This window comes from Rossellomorea sp. H136 (genome assembly GCF_056838065.1).
In genome coordinates, this window is record NZ_CM166371.1 from 2,095,059 (window position 1) to 2,112,975 (window position 17,917).

The 17,917-nt window shown below is 40.8% G+C and carries 14 protein-coding genes; all 14 read left to right on the plus strand.

Annotated features, from left to right (window positions below; translation table 11 throughout):
- The first annotated feature begins 114 nt into the window (after positions 1-114).
- The 14 genes from asd (at position 115) to yfmH (ending at position 17,861) form a co-directional block, all read left to right on the plus strand.
- Complete coding sequence (gene asd, locus ACYH0O_RS10585) at positions 115-1,161, plus strand: aspartate-semialdehyde dehydrogenase (protein WP_482632190.1); 1,047 nt, start codon at positions 115-117, stop codon at positions 1,159-1,161.
- Positions 1,162-1,249: 88 nt separating this feature from the next.
- Positions 1,250-2,488, plus strand: a complete 1,239-nt coding sequence (dapG, locus tag ACYH0O_RS10590; RefSeq protein ID WP_149155550.1) for an aspartate kinase — start codon at positions 1,250-1,252, stop codon at positions 2,486-2,488.
- A 22-nt stretch (positions 2,489-2,510) separates the two neighbouring features.
- On the plus strand, positions 2,511-3,383 hold the full coding sequence (gene dapA, locus ACYH0O_RS10595) for a 4-hydroxy-tetrahydrodipicolinate synthase (protein WP_482632191.1): 873 nt from the start codon (positions 2,511-2,513) through the stop codon (positions 3,381-3,383).
- Between the two features lie 262 nt (positions 3,384-3,645).
- On the plus strand, positions 3,646-5,310 hold the full coding sequence (locus ACYH0O_RS10600) for a ribonuclease J (RefSeq protein WP_482632192.1): 1,665 nt from the start codon (positions 3,646-3,648) through the stop codon (positions 5,308-5,310).
- A gap of 125 nt (positions 5,311-5,435) precedes the next feature.
- Positions 5,436-6,191: a ClpP family protease gene (locus ACYH0O_RS10605; protein ID WP_426891287.1), complete on the plus strand. Its 756-nt coding sequence runs from the start codon at positions 5,436-5,438 to the stop codon at positions 6,189-6,191.
- On the plus strand, positions 6,188-6,394 hold the full coding sequence (locus ACYH0O_RS10610) for a YlzJ-like family protein (RefSeq protein WP_482632193.1): 207 nt from the start codon (positions 6,188-6,190) through the stop codon (positions 6,392-6,394). Before ACYH0O_RS10605 ends, ACYH0O_RS10610 begins: the two co-directional genes overlap by 4 nt.
- A gap of 183 nt (positions 6,395-6,577) precedes the next feature.
- Positions 6,578-8,947 (plus strand): DNA translocase FtsK, encoded by a 2,370-nt coding sequence (locus ACYH0O_RS10615; RefSeq protein ID WP_482632194.1) that lies wholly within the window; start codon positions 6,578-6,580, stop codon positions 8,945-8,947.
- 424 nt (positions 8,948-9,371) lie between these two features.
- On the plus strand, positions 9,372-10,097 hold the full coding sequence (locus ACYH0O_RS10620; protein ID WP_149155554.1) for a GntR family transcriptional regulator: 726 nt from the start codon (positions 9,372-9,374) through the stop codon (positions 10,095-10,097).
- A 50-nt stretch (positions 10,098-10,147) separates the two neighbouring features.
- Positions 10,148-11,245, plus strand: a complete 1,098-nt coding sequence (locus ACYH0O_RS10625) for a BMP family lipoprotein (RefSeq protein WP_149155555.1) — start codon at positions 10,148-10,150, stop codon at positions 11,243-11,245.
- Positions 11,246-11,460: 215 nt separating this feature from the next.
- Complete coding sequence (locus tag ACYH0O_RS10630; RefSeq protein ID WP_482632195.1) at positions 11,461-12,996, plus strand: ABC transporter ATP-binding protein; 1,536 nt, start codon at positions 11,461-11,463, stop codon at positions 12,994-12,996.
- Positions 12,989-14,038, plus strand: a complete 1,050-nt coding sequence (locus ACYH0O_RS10635; RefSeq protein ID WP_482632196.1) for an ABC transporter permease — start codon at positions 12,989-12,991, stop codon at positions 14,036-14,038. Before ACYH0O_RS10630 ends, ACYH0O_RS10635 begins: the two co-directional genes overlap by 8 nt.
- Complete coding sequence (locus ACYH0O_RS10640) at positions 14,039-14,998, plus strand: ABC transporter permease (protein WP_482632197.1); 960 nt, start codon at positions 14,039-14,041, stop codon at positions 14,996-14,998.
- Positions 14,999-15,294: 296 nt separating this feature from the next.
- Complete coding sequence (gene yfmF, locus ACYH0O_RS10645) at positions 15,295-16,569, plus strand: EF-P 5-aminopentanol modification-associated protein YfmF (RefSeq protein WP_482632198.1); 1,275 nt, start codon at positions 15,295-15,297, stop codon at positions 16,567-16,569.
- A gap of 2 nt (positions 16,570-16,571) precedes the next feature.
- On the plus strand, positions 16,572-17,861 hold the full coding sequence (gene yfmH, locus ACYH0O_RS10650) for an EF-P 5-aminopentanol modification-associated protein YfmH (protein ID WP_482632199.1): 1,290 nt from the start codon (positions 16,572-16,574) through the stop codon (positions 17,859-17,861).
- Positions 17,862-17,917: the final 56 nt, after the last annotated feature.

Here is a 17,917-nt window from a genome sequence, read left to right on the forward strand (position 1 = left end):
ATAAAATTCCCTATTGTCGAATAATTGTTTATGTTAAAATATTCTTTAATATAGTGATAGACTAAAAGGTATACCTACTATGAGTATACTCAATGGTTGGAAGGAGAGAAGATTTTGAATACAGCAGGATTACATGTAGCGGTTGTCGGTGCCACAGGTGCAGTTGGACAACAAATGCTACAAACATTAGAAAAAAGGGACTTTCCAATAAAACAATTGACATTATTGTCTTCAGCCCGTTCAGCCGGGTCCACCGTTACTTTCAAAGGTAAAGAATGGACGGTTGAAGAAGCTAAGCCTGAGAGTTTTGAAGGGGTAGACATTGCTTTATTTAGTGCAGGGGGTAGTGTATCCAAACTTCTTGCTCCTGAAGCCGTTAAACGTGGAGCTATCGTCGTCGACAATACAAGTGCATACCGAATGGATCCAGATGTTCCTCTTGTTGTTCCAGAGGTGAACGAAGAAGATATCAAACTTCATAATGGAATCATTGCGAATCCTAACTGTTCTACGATCCAGATGGTGGCAGCACTTGAACCGATCCGTAAACAATATGGTTTATCGAAAGTAATCGTCTCAACCTATCAAGCCGTTTCAGGGGCTGGAGCAGTGGCCATCGATGAGCTCCACGCGCAATCACAAGCCATATTGTCCGGTGAATCATTTGAGCCGAGTGTGCTACCTGTAAAAGGGGATAAAAAGCATTATCAGATAGCTTACAACGCGATTCCTCAAATTGATAAATTCCAGGAGAACGGCTTTACATTTGAAGAAATGAAAATGATCAATGAAACAAAAAAAATTATGCATATGCCGTCATTGAAGGTATCTGCAACATGCGTAAGATTACCAGTTGTAACAGGTCACTCAGAAAGTGTATATATTGAAATTGAGGAGGGTTCTGTAACAGTGAATGATATCCACTCACTGTTAAAAGATGCTCCTGGAGTAACTTTAGAAGACGTCCCGGAAGAACAGATTTATCCGATGCCTGCACATGCAGTAGGAAAACCGGATGTATTTGTTGGCAGGGTGCGTAAAGATCTTGATGAAGACAAGGGCTTCCATATGTGGGTTGTGTCTGACAACTTACTTAAGGGAGCGGCTTGGAACTCAGTTCAAATCGCAGAAAGTCTAATGAAACTTGGTATAATTAAATAACGAAGAGGGACCATTTTAGCTATAGATCTATTTATTTCCACTATTCGTTCTCACATACCTCTTGAACATATGACAATGAGGTGTAGTCATGAAACTGATCGTTCAAAAATTTGGTGGAACGTCTGTACGTGATGAGGCAAGTCGCTTAAAGGCACTTGCCCACACGAAGCAAGCGATTGAAAAGGGATATAAAGTGGTGGTAGTCGTTTCAGCTATGGGAAGAAAGGGTGAACCTTACGCTACTGACTCCCTATTATCACTTATCGGTGGCAGGAATACTTCAATAAGTAAGAGAGAGCAAGATTTATTATTATCTTGTGGAGAAATCATTTCCAGCCTGGTCTTCTCTAATATGCTTCTAGAACATGGAATCCGGTCAACCGCTTTGACTGGTGCTCAAGCCGGATTCCGAACAAATAATGATTTTAACAATGCTAAGATTTTGGAAATGAGATGCAGCCGTTTGGTCAAAGAGCTCGAAGATCACGATGCAGTGGTGGTAGCGGGCTTTCAAGGTGCAACGAAAGATGGTGATGTCACCACAATCGGCAGAGGGGGAAGTGATACTTCAGCTTCTGCTTTAGGAGTGGCATTAAAAGCTGAATTCATCGATATTTTCACCGATGTTGAAGGGGTTATGACTGCCGATCCCCGCATTTCATCGAAAGCAAGACCAATTACGGTTGTTTCTTATAATGAAGTATGTAATATGGCATATCAGGGGGCAAAGGTGATTCATCCAAGAGCTGTTGAAATTGCGATGAATTCAAATGTTCCAATCAGGATTCGTTCTACTTATTCAAATGGTGAAGGGACGCTTGTGACAACACTTGAAAATACGAAAGCACACAAAGAATTCCGGAGTCATCCCGTAACAGGAATCGCCCATGTATCCAACCTAACGCAAATAAAAGTATTCGCTAAGGAAGACCAATACAATCTTCAAGCTGAAGTCTTTAAAGCAATGGCTAAAGAAGGAATAAGTGTTGACTTCATTAACATCTCGCCACGGGGAGTTGTTTACACTGTTGCATCATCCCTTGCTGAAGGTGCGATTTCCGTTCTAAATAAAATAGGTCATAAACCTATTGTAGAGTCAGAGTGTGCTAAGATTTCAGTAGTGGGGGCCGGGATGACGGGTGTCCCAGGTGTGACTTCAGCCATCGTATCTTCTCTGTCCAATGAAGGAATTCGAATCCTCCAGTCAGCAGATAGTCATACGACTATTTGGGTCCTGGTGAAAGAGATGGACCTGATTAATGCGATTAATGCACTTCATGATACGTTTCAACTACAAGAGAGAACCGCAACATTCAGGGTAGGATGAACTTAAGAGGAGAGTGACTAGATTGAATTTTGGCCGCGTTTCTACGGCGATGGTTACCCCATTTGACCGTAAAGGAAATATCGATTTCACCAAGACGACCCAATTAATTCAGTATCTGATTGAAAATGGATCAGATTCGTTAGTAGTAGCCGGGACCACTGGTGAGTCTCCGACCTTAACAAAAGAAGAAAAGATTGCTTTATTTCGACATGTAGTAAAAGTAGTAAACGGAAGAGCACCTGTTATTGCCGGGACGGGAAGCAATAACACCCACGCGTCAATCGAACTTACCAAAAAGGCAATAGAGGCAGGTGTAGATGCCATCATGCTGGTGGCTCCATACTATAATAAGCCGAGTCAGGAAGGGTTGTTCCAGCATTTTAAGGCGATTGCTGAATCAACAACCTTACCTGTCATGCTATATAATATTCCTGGACGTTCAAGCGTCAATGTTTCTCCAGAAACAATCATTCGATTATCAGAGATTGAAAACATTGTAGCTGTTAAAGAAGCAAGCGGTGACTTGGATAGCATGACTGAAATCATTTCCCATACATCAAACGACTTTATGCTATACAGTGGAGATGACGGACTTACTCTCCCTGTATTGTCAATAGGTGGAACTGGAATCGTGTCTGTTGCCTCACATATCATCGGAAACGAAATGCAAGAGATGGTTGCTGCATTTACAGGTGGAAACCATTTAAAGGCAGCCGGTCTGCATCAAAAACTTCTTCCAGTCATGAAAGGGTTATTTACCAGCCCGAACCCAACTCCGGTTAAAACAGCCCTGCAAATGAAGGGTCTGGACGTTGGATCCGTCCGCTTACCATTAATTCCACTAACAGAAGTGGAAAGAGCAAAGCTGTCTCAATTATTACAGGTATTATCTTAAGTAAAAGACTGTGAAGGCCATCCTTCACAGTCTTTTATTATAGACAGGAAATGCCCATAAAATCAGTAAGTGATTAATTTATTTTGAAGAAGAAGGATTTAGTCACGCAGTATCGAAATAGTAATGTAGTAAAAATGAATGCAGTCTTTTTCCTAATCTTATTATAGGAAGGATAAAATTGGTTGTACTCCCAAAATATTATCAAGTATAATAAACGTAACTGATTGAAGATCGGGAAAGGCACAGCATAGGAGGACATAATGTGAGTAAGGCAAAGAATGAAAGTATAAAGATCATACCGCTCGGAGGAGTAGGAGAAATTGGTAAGAACATGTACGTGATCGAAGTGGATCATGAAATTTTCGTGGTTGACACAGGGCTGATGTTCCCTGAAAATGAAATGCTCGGAATTGATATCGTAATCCCTGACATTCAATACTTGATCGAAAATAAAGAACGGGTGAAAGGAATCTTTTTGACTCATGGACATGAGGATAGTATTGGAGGAATTTCATACGTACTCAATAAGATTAAAGCTCCTGTTTACGGCACCCGTTTAACGAATGCACTTGTAAAGGCACGATTGAAGGATGAAAATGTCAGGGAAGATGTGAAATTCTTTACGATTCACTCAGATAGCCATCTCTCTTTCGATGGAGTGAATGTAACGTTCTTTAAAACCACACATAGTATTCCGGATTCAGTTGGTGTATGTATACATACATCTGAAGGAGTCATCGTACATACCGGGGAATTCAAATTTGATCAATCTGCTAAACACCTTTATCGACCGGATTTAGGCAAAATGGCTCAAATCGGTGAAAAAGGAGTGCTATGTTTGTTGTCAGACAGCAAAGAAGCGGAGAGACCCGGCTACACAACATCCGAGGCCGTCATTGAACAACATATAACAGACGCCTTACGAATGGCATCCGGCAGAGTTATTGTAGCTTGCTTTGCATCTAATTTAATTCGACTACAGCAAGTTTTTGACGCTGCAGATCAAAATAATCGTAAAGTGATCGTAGTGGGTAAGAGTTTGAAGAGAGTATATGATGTAGCTTTGAAATTAGGCTATCTTCACGTCCGGGATGAGATGATCATCGGAATGGATGAGATTGGTGATTATCCTAAAGATGAAGTCGTCATCATCGCCACCGGAACACAAGGAGAGCCGTTTGAAGCCTTGCAGCGGATGTCAAAACGCTCCCATCGTCTTGTGAATATCGAAGAGGGAGATACTGTCCTAATTACGGCCTCACCTTCGCCTGGCATGGAAGTGATTGCAGGGAAGACAATTGACATGCTTTATAGAGCAGGAGCAAACGTCTTGACCGCTAATAAGGTTCATGTTTCAGGGCATGGGAGTCAGGAAGATCTAAAGTTTATGTTAAATATCATGAAGCCGAAGTACTTCATTCCTATTCAAGGTGAGTATAAAATGCTGGTGGCGCATACACAGATCGCTCACGACATCGGTCTTCCGTATAAGCAAATTTTCATTTTGGATAAAGGAGATGTGCTTCAATACAAGGACGGTAAGATGAGAATGAGCGGCCGGGTGCAGGCTGGGAATGTGTTAATCGATGGAATTGGTATAGGGGACGTGGGGAATATCGTCCTTCGCGACCGTAAACTATTATCAGAAGACGGTGTCTTTACGGTCGTTGTAACGATCAACCGCAGATCCAAATCAATTGTGTCAGGTCCTGAAATTATATCACGCGGCTTCGTTTATGTAAGGGAGTCAGAAGAATTGATTGAAGGAGCTGGGGGCATCGTAACGGATGTAGTACATTCCTATTTACAAAAGGGCTCTTTTGAATGGACAACCATTAAACAAGATATCAGAGATCAGCTCAATTACTATTTATTCAATAAAACACGAAGAAGACCAATGATATTACCGATCATCATGGAAGTTTAACGCGTGAGGCTATTTGTTTCTAACAGATAGCCTCCGTTTTTTATTTGATCCCAAAGTATAAAGTATGAAAACACTCCCTTATTAAAATAATAACAAGAGAATGGAAATGAAAAGGAGATGTTTTCATGGAAGATAATCATGAACGTATGCAGGATCAGCCAAATAAAGGTCAGGATGATAATAAAGATAAACCATCAGGATTAATGGAAAAGATACAGCAATTAGGGCAAACCAATGTCCCGCAACTCTCTCAGGATTCCAATATCCATTGCTTGACGATTGTAGGACAAATAGAAGGGCATATGCAGCTTCCTCCACAAAATAAAACAACGAAGTATGAACATGTTATTCCACAGCTAGTAGCCATTGAGCAAAATCCAAAGATAGAGGGTTTGGTGGTAATATTAAATACGGTAGGTGGAGACGTGGAAGCGGGACTCGCCATTTCTGAAATGATCGCTTCACTTTCTAAACCTACAGTATCTGTTGTGTTGGGTGGAGGACATAGTATTGGTGTACCGATTGCCGTATCATGCGATTTCTCTTATATTGCCAGCACTGCTACAATGACCATCCATCCGGTTCGGTTGACGGGATTGGTGATCGGCGTACCCCAGACATTCGAGTACTTGGATAAAATGCAGGATAGGGTAGTTAGTTTCGTTACGAAGCACAGCAATATATCGGAAGAAGATTTTAAAGACCTGATGTTTGCAAAAGGTAACCTCACACGGGATATCGGCACGAATGTGGTCGGTGACGATGCCGTCGAATACGGCCTGATAGATGGGATCGGGGGCATTGGGACAGCCATTAAAAAGATTAACGAGTTAATTGAGATGAAAAAGCAATCGGATCAACAAGAGGGATTAGTACAATGATCCTTTATACAGTCGTACCCAATGATCTTGTATTTCCGACAGATGCAAGTGAATTCAGTGGTCAAATGATGATGGAATATCAGGGTGTTCCTATCCTTGTTCAGCAGGAGGAGAACCGGTTTCGAATTGTCAGGGTCATGAGTAGCGACCCTGCCCATTATCTTGATAATCAGATTTGCCCGGGTGAATTTATCAACAATTAAGCGAGAAAGAGGATTTTCCCGAAATAGTGGTTATGCTATAATATTACTGGAAGAGATAATCATAATTAAGTTAACGGGAAGGGTCTGACACCTTAGGCACATAGATTGCCCCAAAGGATCAGCCCTTTCTTCATCTTTATGTACATATGAAGAAAGACTTCAATAGAATTTAGGTGAATTGGATTGGCAAAACGAAAAAGAAGAAAAAAACGATCTGCAACGAGTTCAACCTTAAAACAAACCATTAAATATGAAATTACAGGAATGATCCTTGCTGCCCTCAGTTTGATTTCAATCATAGAGCTTGGAGCTGTAGGGAAAGCAGTGGTATATTTCTATCGATTCTTTCTGGGTGAATGGTATATGGTTGCCCTCCTATGGATGATGTATGTGGCTGGATACCTCATGATTAAACGAGAGATTCCTATGTTATTTAGTCGTAGACTTATTGGGATATACATCATCATTGCGAGCTTCTTGCTGTTGAGTCATGTGAAATTATTTGATTTGCTCTCAAATGATGGTTCTTTCGATAATCCAAGTGTCATCATGAATACGTGGGATTTGTATTGGATGGATGTAAGCGGGGAAACGAGTACTTCGGATCTTGGTGGGGGAATGATAGGGAGCGTTTTATTTGCCGTTTCTTATTTTCTATTTGACTCGCAAGGAGCAAGGATTGTTAGTGCAACATTCATATTGATCGGAATCATACTAGTGACAGGTAAATCCATCGGGGATGTGCTTGGAAGAGCAGGAAAGCGATTTGGTGCATTCTTAAGCGGTCAGTGGTCGGCATTCAAACAAGATATGAGTGACTGGAGAGAAGATCAGTCAAAGAAAAAAGAAGTGAAAGAAAAGAAAAAGAAAGAAGTTTCTGTGAAGCAGGAGAAAGTGATTGAAACACCGCTGCCTCAGGAAGAGGAAACGAGAGAACCGATTATCTCTAACTTTGCGGAACGTGCATACGGAGGGGCCCAGACTAAAGAAGAACCATCCGCTACAGGGGCGGGAATAAATGATGAAAAAGATGAAGCTGTAGCTGCAGCTCAGAAAAAATCCGATTCAGAAGGAGAAGCGGATTCTGCACCACCGATTACGTTTACTGAAGTAGAAAATAAGGATTATAAATTACCTTCTATTTCGTTATTAAAGAGTCCTAAAAAAACAGATCAGAGTAATGAATATCAACTGATTCATGCCAATGCAGCCAAACTTGAAAGAACCTTCCAAAGCTTCGGAGTAAAAGCGAAAGTTACACAAGTTCACTTAGGTCCAGCCGTCACCAAGTATGAAGTACACCCGGATGTAGGTGTGAAAGTAAGCCGCATCGTGAACCTTAGTGATGATTTAGCCTTGGCTCTTGCGGCTAAAGATATCCGAATCGAAGCTCCTATTCCAGGGAAATCGGCTATCGGTATTGAAGTTCCTAACTCAGAAGTGGCCATGGTGTCTTTAAGAGAGGTGCTTGAAGCCAAGGAACATAATAAACCTGATGCCAAGCTCCAAATTGGTTTAGGGCGGGATATAACGGGAGAAGCCGTACTTGCAGAATTGAATAAAATGCCTCACTTACTTGTAGCCGGGGCCACAGGAAGCGGAAAGAGTGTCTGTATTAATGGAATCATTACGAGTATTCTAATGAGAGCTAAACCACATGAAGTTAAGCTCATGATGATAGATCCAAAAATGGTTGAATTGAATGTATATAATGGGGTTCCGCACCTATTAGCTCCCGTTGTAACGGATGCGAAGAAAGCTTCACAGGCATTAAAAAAGGTTGTAAGTGAAATGGAGCGGAGATATGAATTGTTCTCTCACACAGGAACAAGGAATATTGAAGGCTACAACGACTACGTTAAGAGACAGAATCTCGAGAACGAAGAAAAGCAGCCGCTGCTTCCATACATTGTGGTGATAGTGGATGAGCTCGCTGATTTAATGATGGTTGCTTCAAACGATGTAGAAGACGCCATCACAAGACTCGCACAGATGGCACGTGCCGCAGGGATCCATTTAATTATTGCGACTCAGCGTCCTTCTGTTGATGTTATTACAGGGGTCATCAAAGCGAATATTCCATCGAGGATTGCGTTTGCCGTATCATCACAAATAGATTCCAGAACCATCCTGGATTCCGGTGGCGCAGAAAAACTATTGGGTAGAGGAGACATGCTCTTTATGCCTGTAGGGGCTTCAAAGCCAACAAGGGTACAAGGCGCCTTTTTATCTGATGAAGAAGTTGAAGAAATCGTTGATTTTGTCATTTCTCAACAAAAGGCACAGTATCAGGAAGAAATGATTCCAGATGAGATACAAGAAGATGAGAAAACGGGCGAAGCAGAAGACGAACTCTATAATGATGCAGTTCAGTTAATTGCTGAAATGCAAACCGCTTCAGTATCCATGCTTCAAAGAAGATTTAGAGTGGGTTATACAAGAGCAGCACGATTGATTGATGAGATGGAAGTAAGAGGAGTCGTTGGGCCTTATGAAGGAAGTAAGCCGCGAACCGTCTTGATCGGTAAACCTTCAGAAGAGCAAAGCTCTTAACAAAAGGTGTGTTACCCTATCCAAAGTAAACGGGGTAACACACCTTTTTAGTAAGATATTCAAGGGAGAAATCTCAAAATGAATCCGTTTCAAATGATGTTATTCTAGTTTATCCACTAATGTGTTATACTATTAAAAGCGTTTACAATTGTAATGGCGTTGTTTTAATTTTGTAAAGATTGATAATCTATAACAACCTTATTGTAAAATATTTGTAAAAAAACTCCATGAAACCCTATTCATCCTTATATATTTACTATTTTTTTACAAATAAGGATTTTAAATTGTCATTCTAATCATTTTTTTCGACAAAATCACACAATGCTATTTATTTATGAAAAGAAAAGTGTTATAGTATTTTCGATTAGTAGGAAAGATATACATCAGAGGTCTGATGTCTTGAGAAAATTTGGTGGTGGTTCCAGTGACAATAAAGACAGACAATCGACATTTATACTTACAAGTGATAGACCGTTTGAAGAAAGATATCGAAGCGGGAGTATACAAAGAAAAAGAAAAACTCCCGTCTGAATTTGATCTCTCCAAACAACTAGGTGTGAGTAGGGCTACTCTCCGTGAAGCTCTCAGAATTCTTGAGGAAGAAAGTGTCATCGTACGACGTCATGGGGTAGGTACATTTGTAAACGCTAAACCGCTCTTTACTTCTGGTATCGAGCAGCTGAACAGTGTAACGAACATGATTAAGCAGGCCGGTATGGAGCCAGGGACCATTTTCTTAAGCTCAACAACTCAAGAAGCTACTGAGGATGATGTGAAGAGGTTTACTTGCAATGAAGAGGACGACGTGATCCTGATTGAACGGGTTCGTACTGCAAACGGGGAACCGGTTGTGTATTGTGTAGACAAAATTCCTGAAAAGATTATGCCTAGGAATTTCACCCATGAGGATAATTCGATTTTCACCGTTTTGGAGAAACGCGAGAATAAGAGAATCACTCATGCTGTTGCACAAATAGAACCTATGGGCTATCACGATAAAATCTCCCCTATTCTAAATTGTGAACCAGAAACGGCACTCCTCGTATTAAAGCAAATGCACTTTGATGAAAACGATGAGCCGATTCTGTACTCAGTAAATTATTTTCGGTCTGACAAATTTAGCTTCCAAGTATTAAGAAAGCGTGTATAACAACAATCCATCTTACTACTAATTTATTACAATATTAGGGGGTACTCTAGGTGAAAAAACGTAAAATTGGTTTAGCGTTGTCATTTGTTCTAGCTGCAGGTACATTATTAGGTGCTTGTGGAACAAGCGAGGACAAAGAAGGTGCATCTAGTGGTGAAGGTAACAAAAAAGAAGATCAATTTACAGTAGCAATGGTTACGGATGTTGGTGGAGTAGATGACAAATCTTTCAACCAATCTGCTTGGGAAGGTTTAAAAGCTTTCGGTGAAGAGCACGACTTAGAAAAAGGTAAGGAAGGTTTTGACTACTTACAATCACAATCTGATGCTGACTACGCTACTAACTTAAACACATTAGCTCGTCAAGACTTTGACTTAGTATATGGTATCGGCTTCCTTATGGAAGGTGCAATCAACGATATTGCACAACAACAAAAAGATTCTCACTTTGCTATCGTTGATGCTGTTGTAGACCAGCCAAACGTTGCAAGTATCACATTCAAAGAGCAAGAAGGTTCATTCCTTGCGGGAGTTGCTGCTGGGCTAGCAACGAAAACGAACAAAATCGGCTTCCTTGGTGGAATGGAAATTCCAGTAATCGAGCGTTTCCATTCCGGCTTCATTGCTGGTGTGAAAGCAGTTAATCCCGAAGCAGAAATCGTTGCAGATTATGCAGGAGCATTCGACAAAGCTGAACTTGGTCAAACAATCGCGTCTAAAATGTACTCTCAAGATGTAGACGTTATCTTCCATGCAGCAGGTGGTACTGGTAATGGATTGTTCAAAGAAGCACGTGACTTAAAAGAAAAAGATCCTTCCCGTGAGCTATGGGCAATCGGAGTTGACTCCGACCAATCAGCAGAGGGTAAAGTTGGGGATCATAATATCATCTTAACTTCTTCTTTAAAACGTGTAGATAACGCTGTTCTGGATCTTGCTAACAAAGCAAAAGAAGGGAATTTCCCTGGTGGAGAAGTTATCTCTTACGGTCTTAACGAAGAGGGTGTTGGATTAGCTGAACTTAACGAAGAGCTTTCTAACAAAGACGAGGTTATGACTAAAGTTGATGAATGGAAAGAAAAGATCAAGAGTGGGGAAATCACTGTTCCTGAATCTTTAGATGCAGCAAATTCATTCTCAGCTAACTAATTGAACGGGGATAAGGGGGCCAAGGATAGCCGGCCTCTTATCCCTTTTCTAAAATGAATATTCATAATAATTAAAAATTTAATTGAAGTATAGAAACTTCTTTCTATCTTTCATTTAGAGTTTTAATCGGGGAAACCCTTTTTTTTCTAGAGTCTTAAGGTCTGACCTCTAACTACTAGATAAATATCCCTAGCCTATGCAAGGAGTGATTAGCAATGGATTATGTAATTGAGATGCTGAATATTCGCAAAGAATTTCCTGGCATCGTAGCAAACGATAATATTACCCTCCAGCTCAAAAAAGGTGAAATTCATGCGCTTCTAGGTGAAAATGGAGCAGGTAAATCTACACTGATGAATGTTTTATTTGGACTTTATCAGCCTGAACAAGGAGAAATTCGTGTTAAGGGGCAGAAAGTAAACATCACCAATCCCAATATTGCCAATGACTTAGGGATCGGAATGGTTCATCAGCACTTTATGCTCGTTGATACCTTTACAGTAACAGAAAATATTATTCTCGGAAGAGAGCCGAAGTCCGGCGCAACAGTGGATATTAAAAAGGCAGAGAAGGATATTCTGGAAATCTCGGAAAGATACGGTTTAAAAGTGGATCCTTCCGCTGAAATTTCTGAAATTTCAGTAGGAATGCAGCAACGTGTTGAAATTTTGAAAACACTTTATCGTGGTGCAGAGATTCTGATCTTCGATGAGCCTACAGCGGTACTGACCCCTCAAGAAATCAAAGAGCTTATTCAAATCATGAAAACTCTTATTCAAGAAGGCAAGTCTATCATTCTTATCACTCATAAGCTAAAAGAGATTATGGAAGTGTGTGATAATGTAACCGTTATCAGAAAAGGAAAAGGGATCGGGACAGTGCAAGTATCAGAAACCGACCCGAACCATCTAGCCAGTCTGATGGTAGGACGTGAAGTAACTTTTAAGACTGAGAAGAAGGAAGCCACCCCTACTGACAATGTGCTCGAAATTCGGGATTTGAACGTAAAAGACCACCGCAATGTTTCCGTTTTAAAGGGGTTAAACCTGGAAGTGAAAGCCGGGGAAATCCTTGGAATTGCGGGAGTTGATGGGAACGGTCAAAGTGAACTGATTGAAGCGATTACAGGGTTATACAAAGTTAATAGTGGCTCGATTAAGCTGAATGGAAAAGAAATAGTCAATATGAAACCGCGCAAGATTTATGAAACAGGTGTAGGTCATATTCCTCAGGATCGTCACAAACATGGTTTAGTTCTAGATTTTCCGATCGGTGAAAATATGGTTCTACAAACCTATTATCAAAAGCCTTATTCAAATAAAGGCGTATTAAGCTATAAGAATATTTACAATCAAGCGAGAAAGCTAATTTCAGAGTTTGATGTAAGGACACCTTCTGAATATACCCTTGCCAGGGCACTATCCGGCGGTAATCAGCAAAAAGCGATCATCGGTAGGGAGGTCGACCGTGATCCGGATCTGTTGATTGCTGCCCAGCCAACCCGTGGTCTCGATGTAGGAGCGATCGAGTTTATTCACAAGCGTCTGATCGAGCAACGGGATAACGGGAAAGCCGTACTATTACTTTCATTTGAGTTGGATGAAATCATGAATGTAAGTGATCGGATTGCCGTCATTTATGAAGGGCAAATTGTAGCAATTGTAAATCCAAAAGAAACAACCGAACAAGAACTTGGACTACTTATGGCTGGTTCGAAGAGGAAGGAAGCGGGGGAGAACGAACATGTCTAATCGATTAACAAATATTTTAATCCCGGTTATTTCGGTCCTTTTAGGAATTATTGTCGGAACTATTATTATGCTTGTGAGTGGATATGATCCAATTGCAGGATACTCTGCACTTTGGCAAGGTATTTTCGGAGAAATCTACTATGTAGGGGAAACTGTTCGTCAAGTGACTCCATACATTCTGGCAGGATTGGCTGTTGCCTTTGCCTTCAGAACCGGATTATTCAATATCGGGGTCGAAGGACAACTGATAGTCGGGTGGCTTGCTGCAGTATGGGTAGGAGTTGCTTTCGATGAGTTACCTAAGATCATCCACTTACCGCTTGCTGTAATCGCAGCGGCAGTAGCCGGAGCATTCTGGGGCTTCATTCCAGGATTACTGAAAGCAAGATACCGTGTACACGAAGTAATTGTTACGATCATGATGAACTATATTGCACTTCATGTAACGAATGCGATTATCCGTGATGTATTGACGGAGCGCAAAGATCGTACGGACTATATCGCAGAGACGGCTTCATTAAAGTCTCCATTCTTTGAGGCCTTAACGGATTACTCAAGGCTGCATTGGGGGATCTTCATTGCCCTCGCCTGCGTATTTATCATGTGGTTCCTTTTAGAAAAAACGACTCGTGGATATGAACTGCGTTCGGTAGGCTTTAACCAGCACGCTTCTCAATACGCAGGAATGAACGTAAATGGAAACATCATTCTTTCTATGGTCATCTCTGGAGCATTTGCCGGACTTGCAGGTGCCATGGAAGGTTTAGGAACATTTGGGTACGCCTCGATAAAAGGAGGATTTACAGGGGTTGGATTTGATGGGATCGCTGTAGCTTTATTAGGAGGAAATGTAGCTATAGGTGTTGTGTTCGCAGCATTATTATTTGGAGGACTCAAAGTGGGGGCGTTAAATATGCCTCTTGAAGCTGGAATACCAAATGAGCTGGTAGATATCATCATTGCCCTAATTATTTTCTTTGTAGCATCTGGTTATATGATTCGTTATCTGATTCAACGATTTAGTAAGAAGGGGGTGAAATAAGTGGGCTTTATCGATATCTTAACAATCCTTATTCCATCAACATTATTGTGGGCATCACCACTTATTTTCACTGCGTTAGGAGGAGCGTTCTCTGAACGTTCTGGTGTGGTTAACATCGGGCTTGAAGGATTAATGGTCATTGGAGCTTTCTCAAGTATCGTTTTCAACTTGGCTTTTGCCGACACATTTGGTGCTGCAACACCTTGGGTAGCTTTGCTTATAGCAATGGTCATGGGGGCGTTACTTGCCGTACTCCATGCGGTTGCTTCTATTACATTCCGGGCCGATCAGGTAGTGTCAGGAGTGGCAATCAATCTGCTCGCCATCGGTTTAACTCTTTTCTTAGTCAAACGTATTTACGGAAAAGGTCAAACAGACATCATTTCTGAAGGCTTTGGAAAAGTAGATATACCATTACTTAACAAAATTCCGATGATTGGAGGTATTTTCTTCTCCAACACTTATTGGCCACCATTTGTAGCCATCCTTGTGTCCGTCATCGTTTGGTTCATTATGTTTAAGACTCCATTCGGTCTGAGATTGCGTTCCGTAGGTGAGCATCCAATGGCTGCCGACACAATGGGAATCAACGTAACGAAAATGCGCTATATCGGAGTCATCATTTCTGGGGCTTTTGCAGGAGTGGGCGGAGGGGTATATGCCCAGTCAATTTCTTCGGACTTTAGTCACGCAACGATAAGCGGACAGGGATTCATGGCCTTAGCCGCTTTGATCTTCGGTAAGTGGCATCCGCTTGGCGCAATGGGTGCGGCATTATTCTTTGGGTTTGCCCAAAGCTTAAGTATCATCGGATCGAGTATTCCGTTATTTGAAAACATTCCGAGTGTATATCTGTTAATCGCACCATATGTATTAACAATCCTTGCACTTACCGGGTTCATCGGCCGTGCAGATGCACCTAAAGCACTTGGTACACCGTATATTAAAGGAAATCGTTAATCATAATATAAGTAGCAATCATTTAAAGGTATCTCGACATCTCGAGGTACCTTTTTTTTGTGTGGTTCTTTCGAAGCTTGTTATTTTTCATATGAAGAAACGAAAGAATGAAACATATTGAATATTTTCCATACATATACTAGTTTACTCTATGGGTATTTTTCCAATAGAGGAAGATGCTTGAAATCAACAACTCACTACATGTATAGTTATACGTAAATACCGCACAATAAAGGTGTTTATAACTTTTTTGATTTCAAAAATGACGGAAGTGTGGAACTAAGGAGGACGGTACGATGACAGCCATAAATGAAGTAGTAAAGAAGAAACAAGGGTACACGCTACATATCGTTCAAACGGATAAGTATAAAACCAACAGTCTGATTTTGAAAATGAAAGCTCCTTTAGATCAAGAAACAGTTACTTTACGCGGATTACTCCCTCATGTGATGCAAAGCAGTACAAAGACCTATCCGAGTACAACGGAATTAAGATCCTACCTGGATGAATTATATGGTGCTAACTTTTTCACGGATTTAGGTAAAAAAGGTGAGTATCACGTGGTCAGCATGTCAGTTGAAATTGCCAACGAAAAGTTTTTAAGGGACTCAGATCCCTTACTTCAAAAAGGAATTGAGTTTTTAGCAGATGTCCTGCAAAATCCTCATATTGAAAATAACGAATTCGATAAGAAAACGGTCGAGAAAGAAAAACGAAATCAGAAGGTAAGAATACAGGCAGTATATGACGATAAAATGCGCTACGCTAATTCCCGTCTTGTAGAAGAAATGTGTAAAGGGGAGCGATTTGCCCTTCATGTTAATGGCATTAGTGAAGAGGTAGAGTCCATAACAGCCAAGAGTTTATATGAATATTATCAAAAAGTCATGAATGAAGATCAATTCGATCTTTATGTCATCGGCGATGTAGATGTTGCGGAAGTTGAAAATCTTTGTGATCAACTCCTCCAATTAAACGATCGTACCCCTCTCGAAGTCGATTCATCGGAAGTGGAACAAAAAGAAAGGGAAAACGTCGTGAAAGAAAAGCAGGATGTGAAGCAAGGTAAGCTTAATATGGGCTACCGGACACATACACAATATGGTGATGATGATTACTTTGCCCTTCAGGTGTTCAATGGCATATTCGGTGGATTTTCACATTCTAAATTGTTCATAAATGTGAGAGAAAAAGCGAGCTTAGCCTACTATGCAGCAAGTAGATTAGAAAGTCACAAAGGACTATTGATGGTTATGTCAGGCATAGAATTTGAGAAATATGATCAAGCAGTCGGAATAATTAATGATCAGCTGCAAGCCATGAAGGATGGAGACTTTACGGATAGTGAGATCGAACAAACAAAAGCGGTCATCCGCAATCAACTGCTTGAAACCATTGATACGTCCCGTGGGTTGGTAGAGGTCCTATATCATAATGCTATCGCCCATGATGAAATTGATTTAAGACATTGGCTTGAAGAAATAGAGAAGACGACGAAAGAAGACATCGTGAAAGCAGCAAATAAAGTTGAGCTTGATACCATCTACTTTTTAACAGGAATGGAGGGATAAAGATGAAGAAGATTTCTTTCGACCAACTACAGGAAAACTTATATTATGAAAAAATGTCTAATGGACTGGATGTTTATATTCTCCCGAAAAAAGGATTTAATAAGACATATGCCACGTTTACGACAAAGTACGGAAGCATTGACAATCATTTTGTCCCTCTGAACGAAGAAGAATTCGTTAAGGTTCCAGATGGAATCGCACACTTCTTGGAGCATAAACTGTTTGAAAAGGAAGACGGGGATGTATTCCAGCAATTCAGCCGCCAGGGAGCGTCGGCTAATGCTTTCACATCCTTTACACGAACGGCCTATCTATTCTCAAGTACTACCAATGTAGAACGAAATTTAGAAACGCTTATTGACTTTGTTCAAGACCCGTATTTTACAGAAAAGACAGTCGAAAAAGAAAAAGGTATCATCGGACAGGAAATCACCATGTATGATGATAACCCTGACTGGCGATTATACTTTGGCGTGATTCAGAATATGTACAAAAATCACCCTGTGAAGATTGATATAGCAGGAACGATTGAGTCTATCACACCAATTACGAAAGATATGTTGTATCAGTGCTATAACACATTCTACCATCCAAGCAATATGCTTCTCTTTGTAGTGGGATCTGTAGACCCGGATCAAATCATGAATCAGATCCGTTCGAATCAGGAAAAGAAGGATTATGAAAAAATGCCTGAGATCAAGCGGAAATTTGATGATGAACCAGGAACGGTTGCTGAGAAGAAGCAAGTACTTAAGATGAATGTGCAAAGTCCTAAGTGCCTGGTAGGTCTTAAAGCGCCTGAACCGCATCAGCAAGGCAAGGAAATGCTTAGACAAGAGCTTTCGATGAACGTTTTCCTGGATATGCTATTTGGTAAAAGTTCAACGTATTATTCTGAACTATACAATGATGGATTGATTGATGAAACATTTCACTATGACTATACACAAGAAAATGGCTTTGGATTCCTAACCGTCGGTGGAGATACGGAAAAGCCGGATGAGCTGGCCGAGAAAGTACAATCGCTGCTACTTAAAGCCAAACAACAATCTCTCTTTACAGAAGAGGGGTTAGAAAGAACGAAGAAAAAGAAAATTGGTGCGTTTTTACGTGCTATTAATTCTCCTGAGTATATTGCAAATCAATTCACACGCTATGCTTTTAACGAAATGGATCTTTTTGAAGTTGTACCTACACTTGAATCATTGAAGTATGATGATATTCAAGCCGTTGCCAGTACCATTATCAGTGAAGAGCGCTTTACGGTGTGTCAGGTAGTACCAAAATCTTAATAATGGAGGGAGCTGCTCTAGGGTAGTTCCTCTCTTTATGTGGACATTGAGGTGGA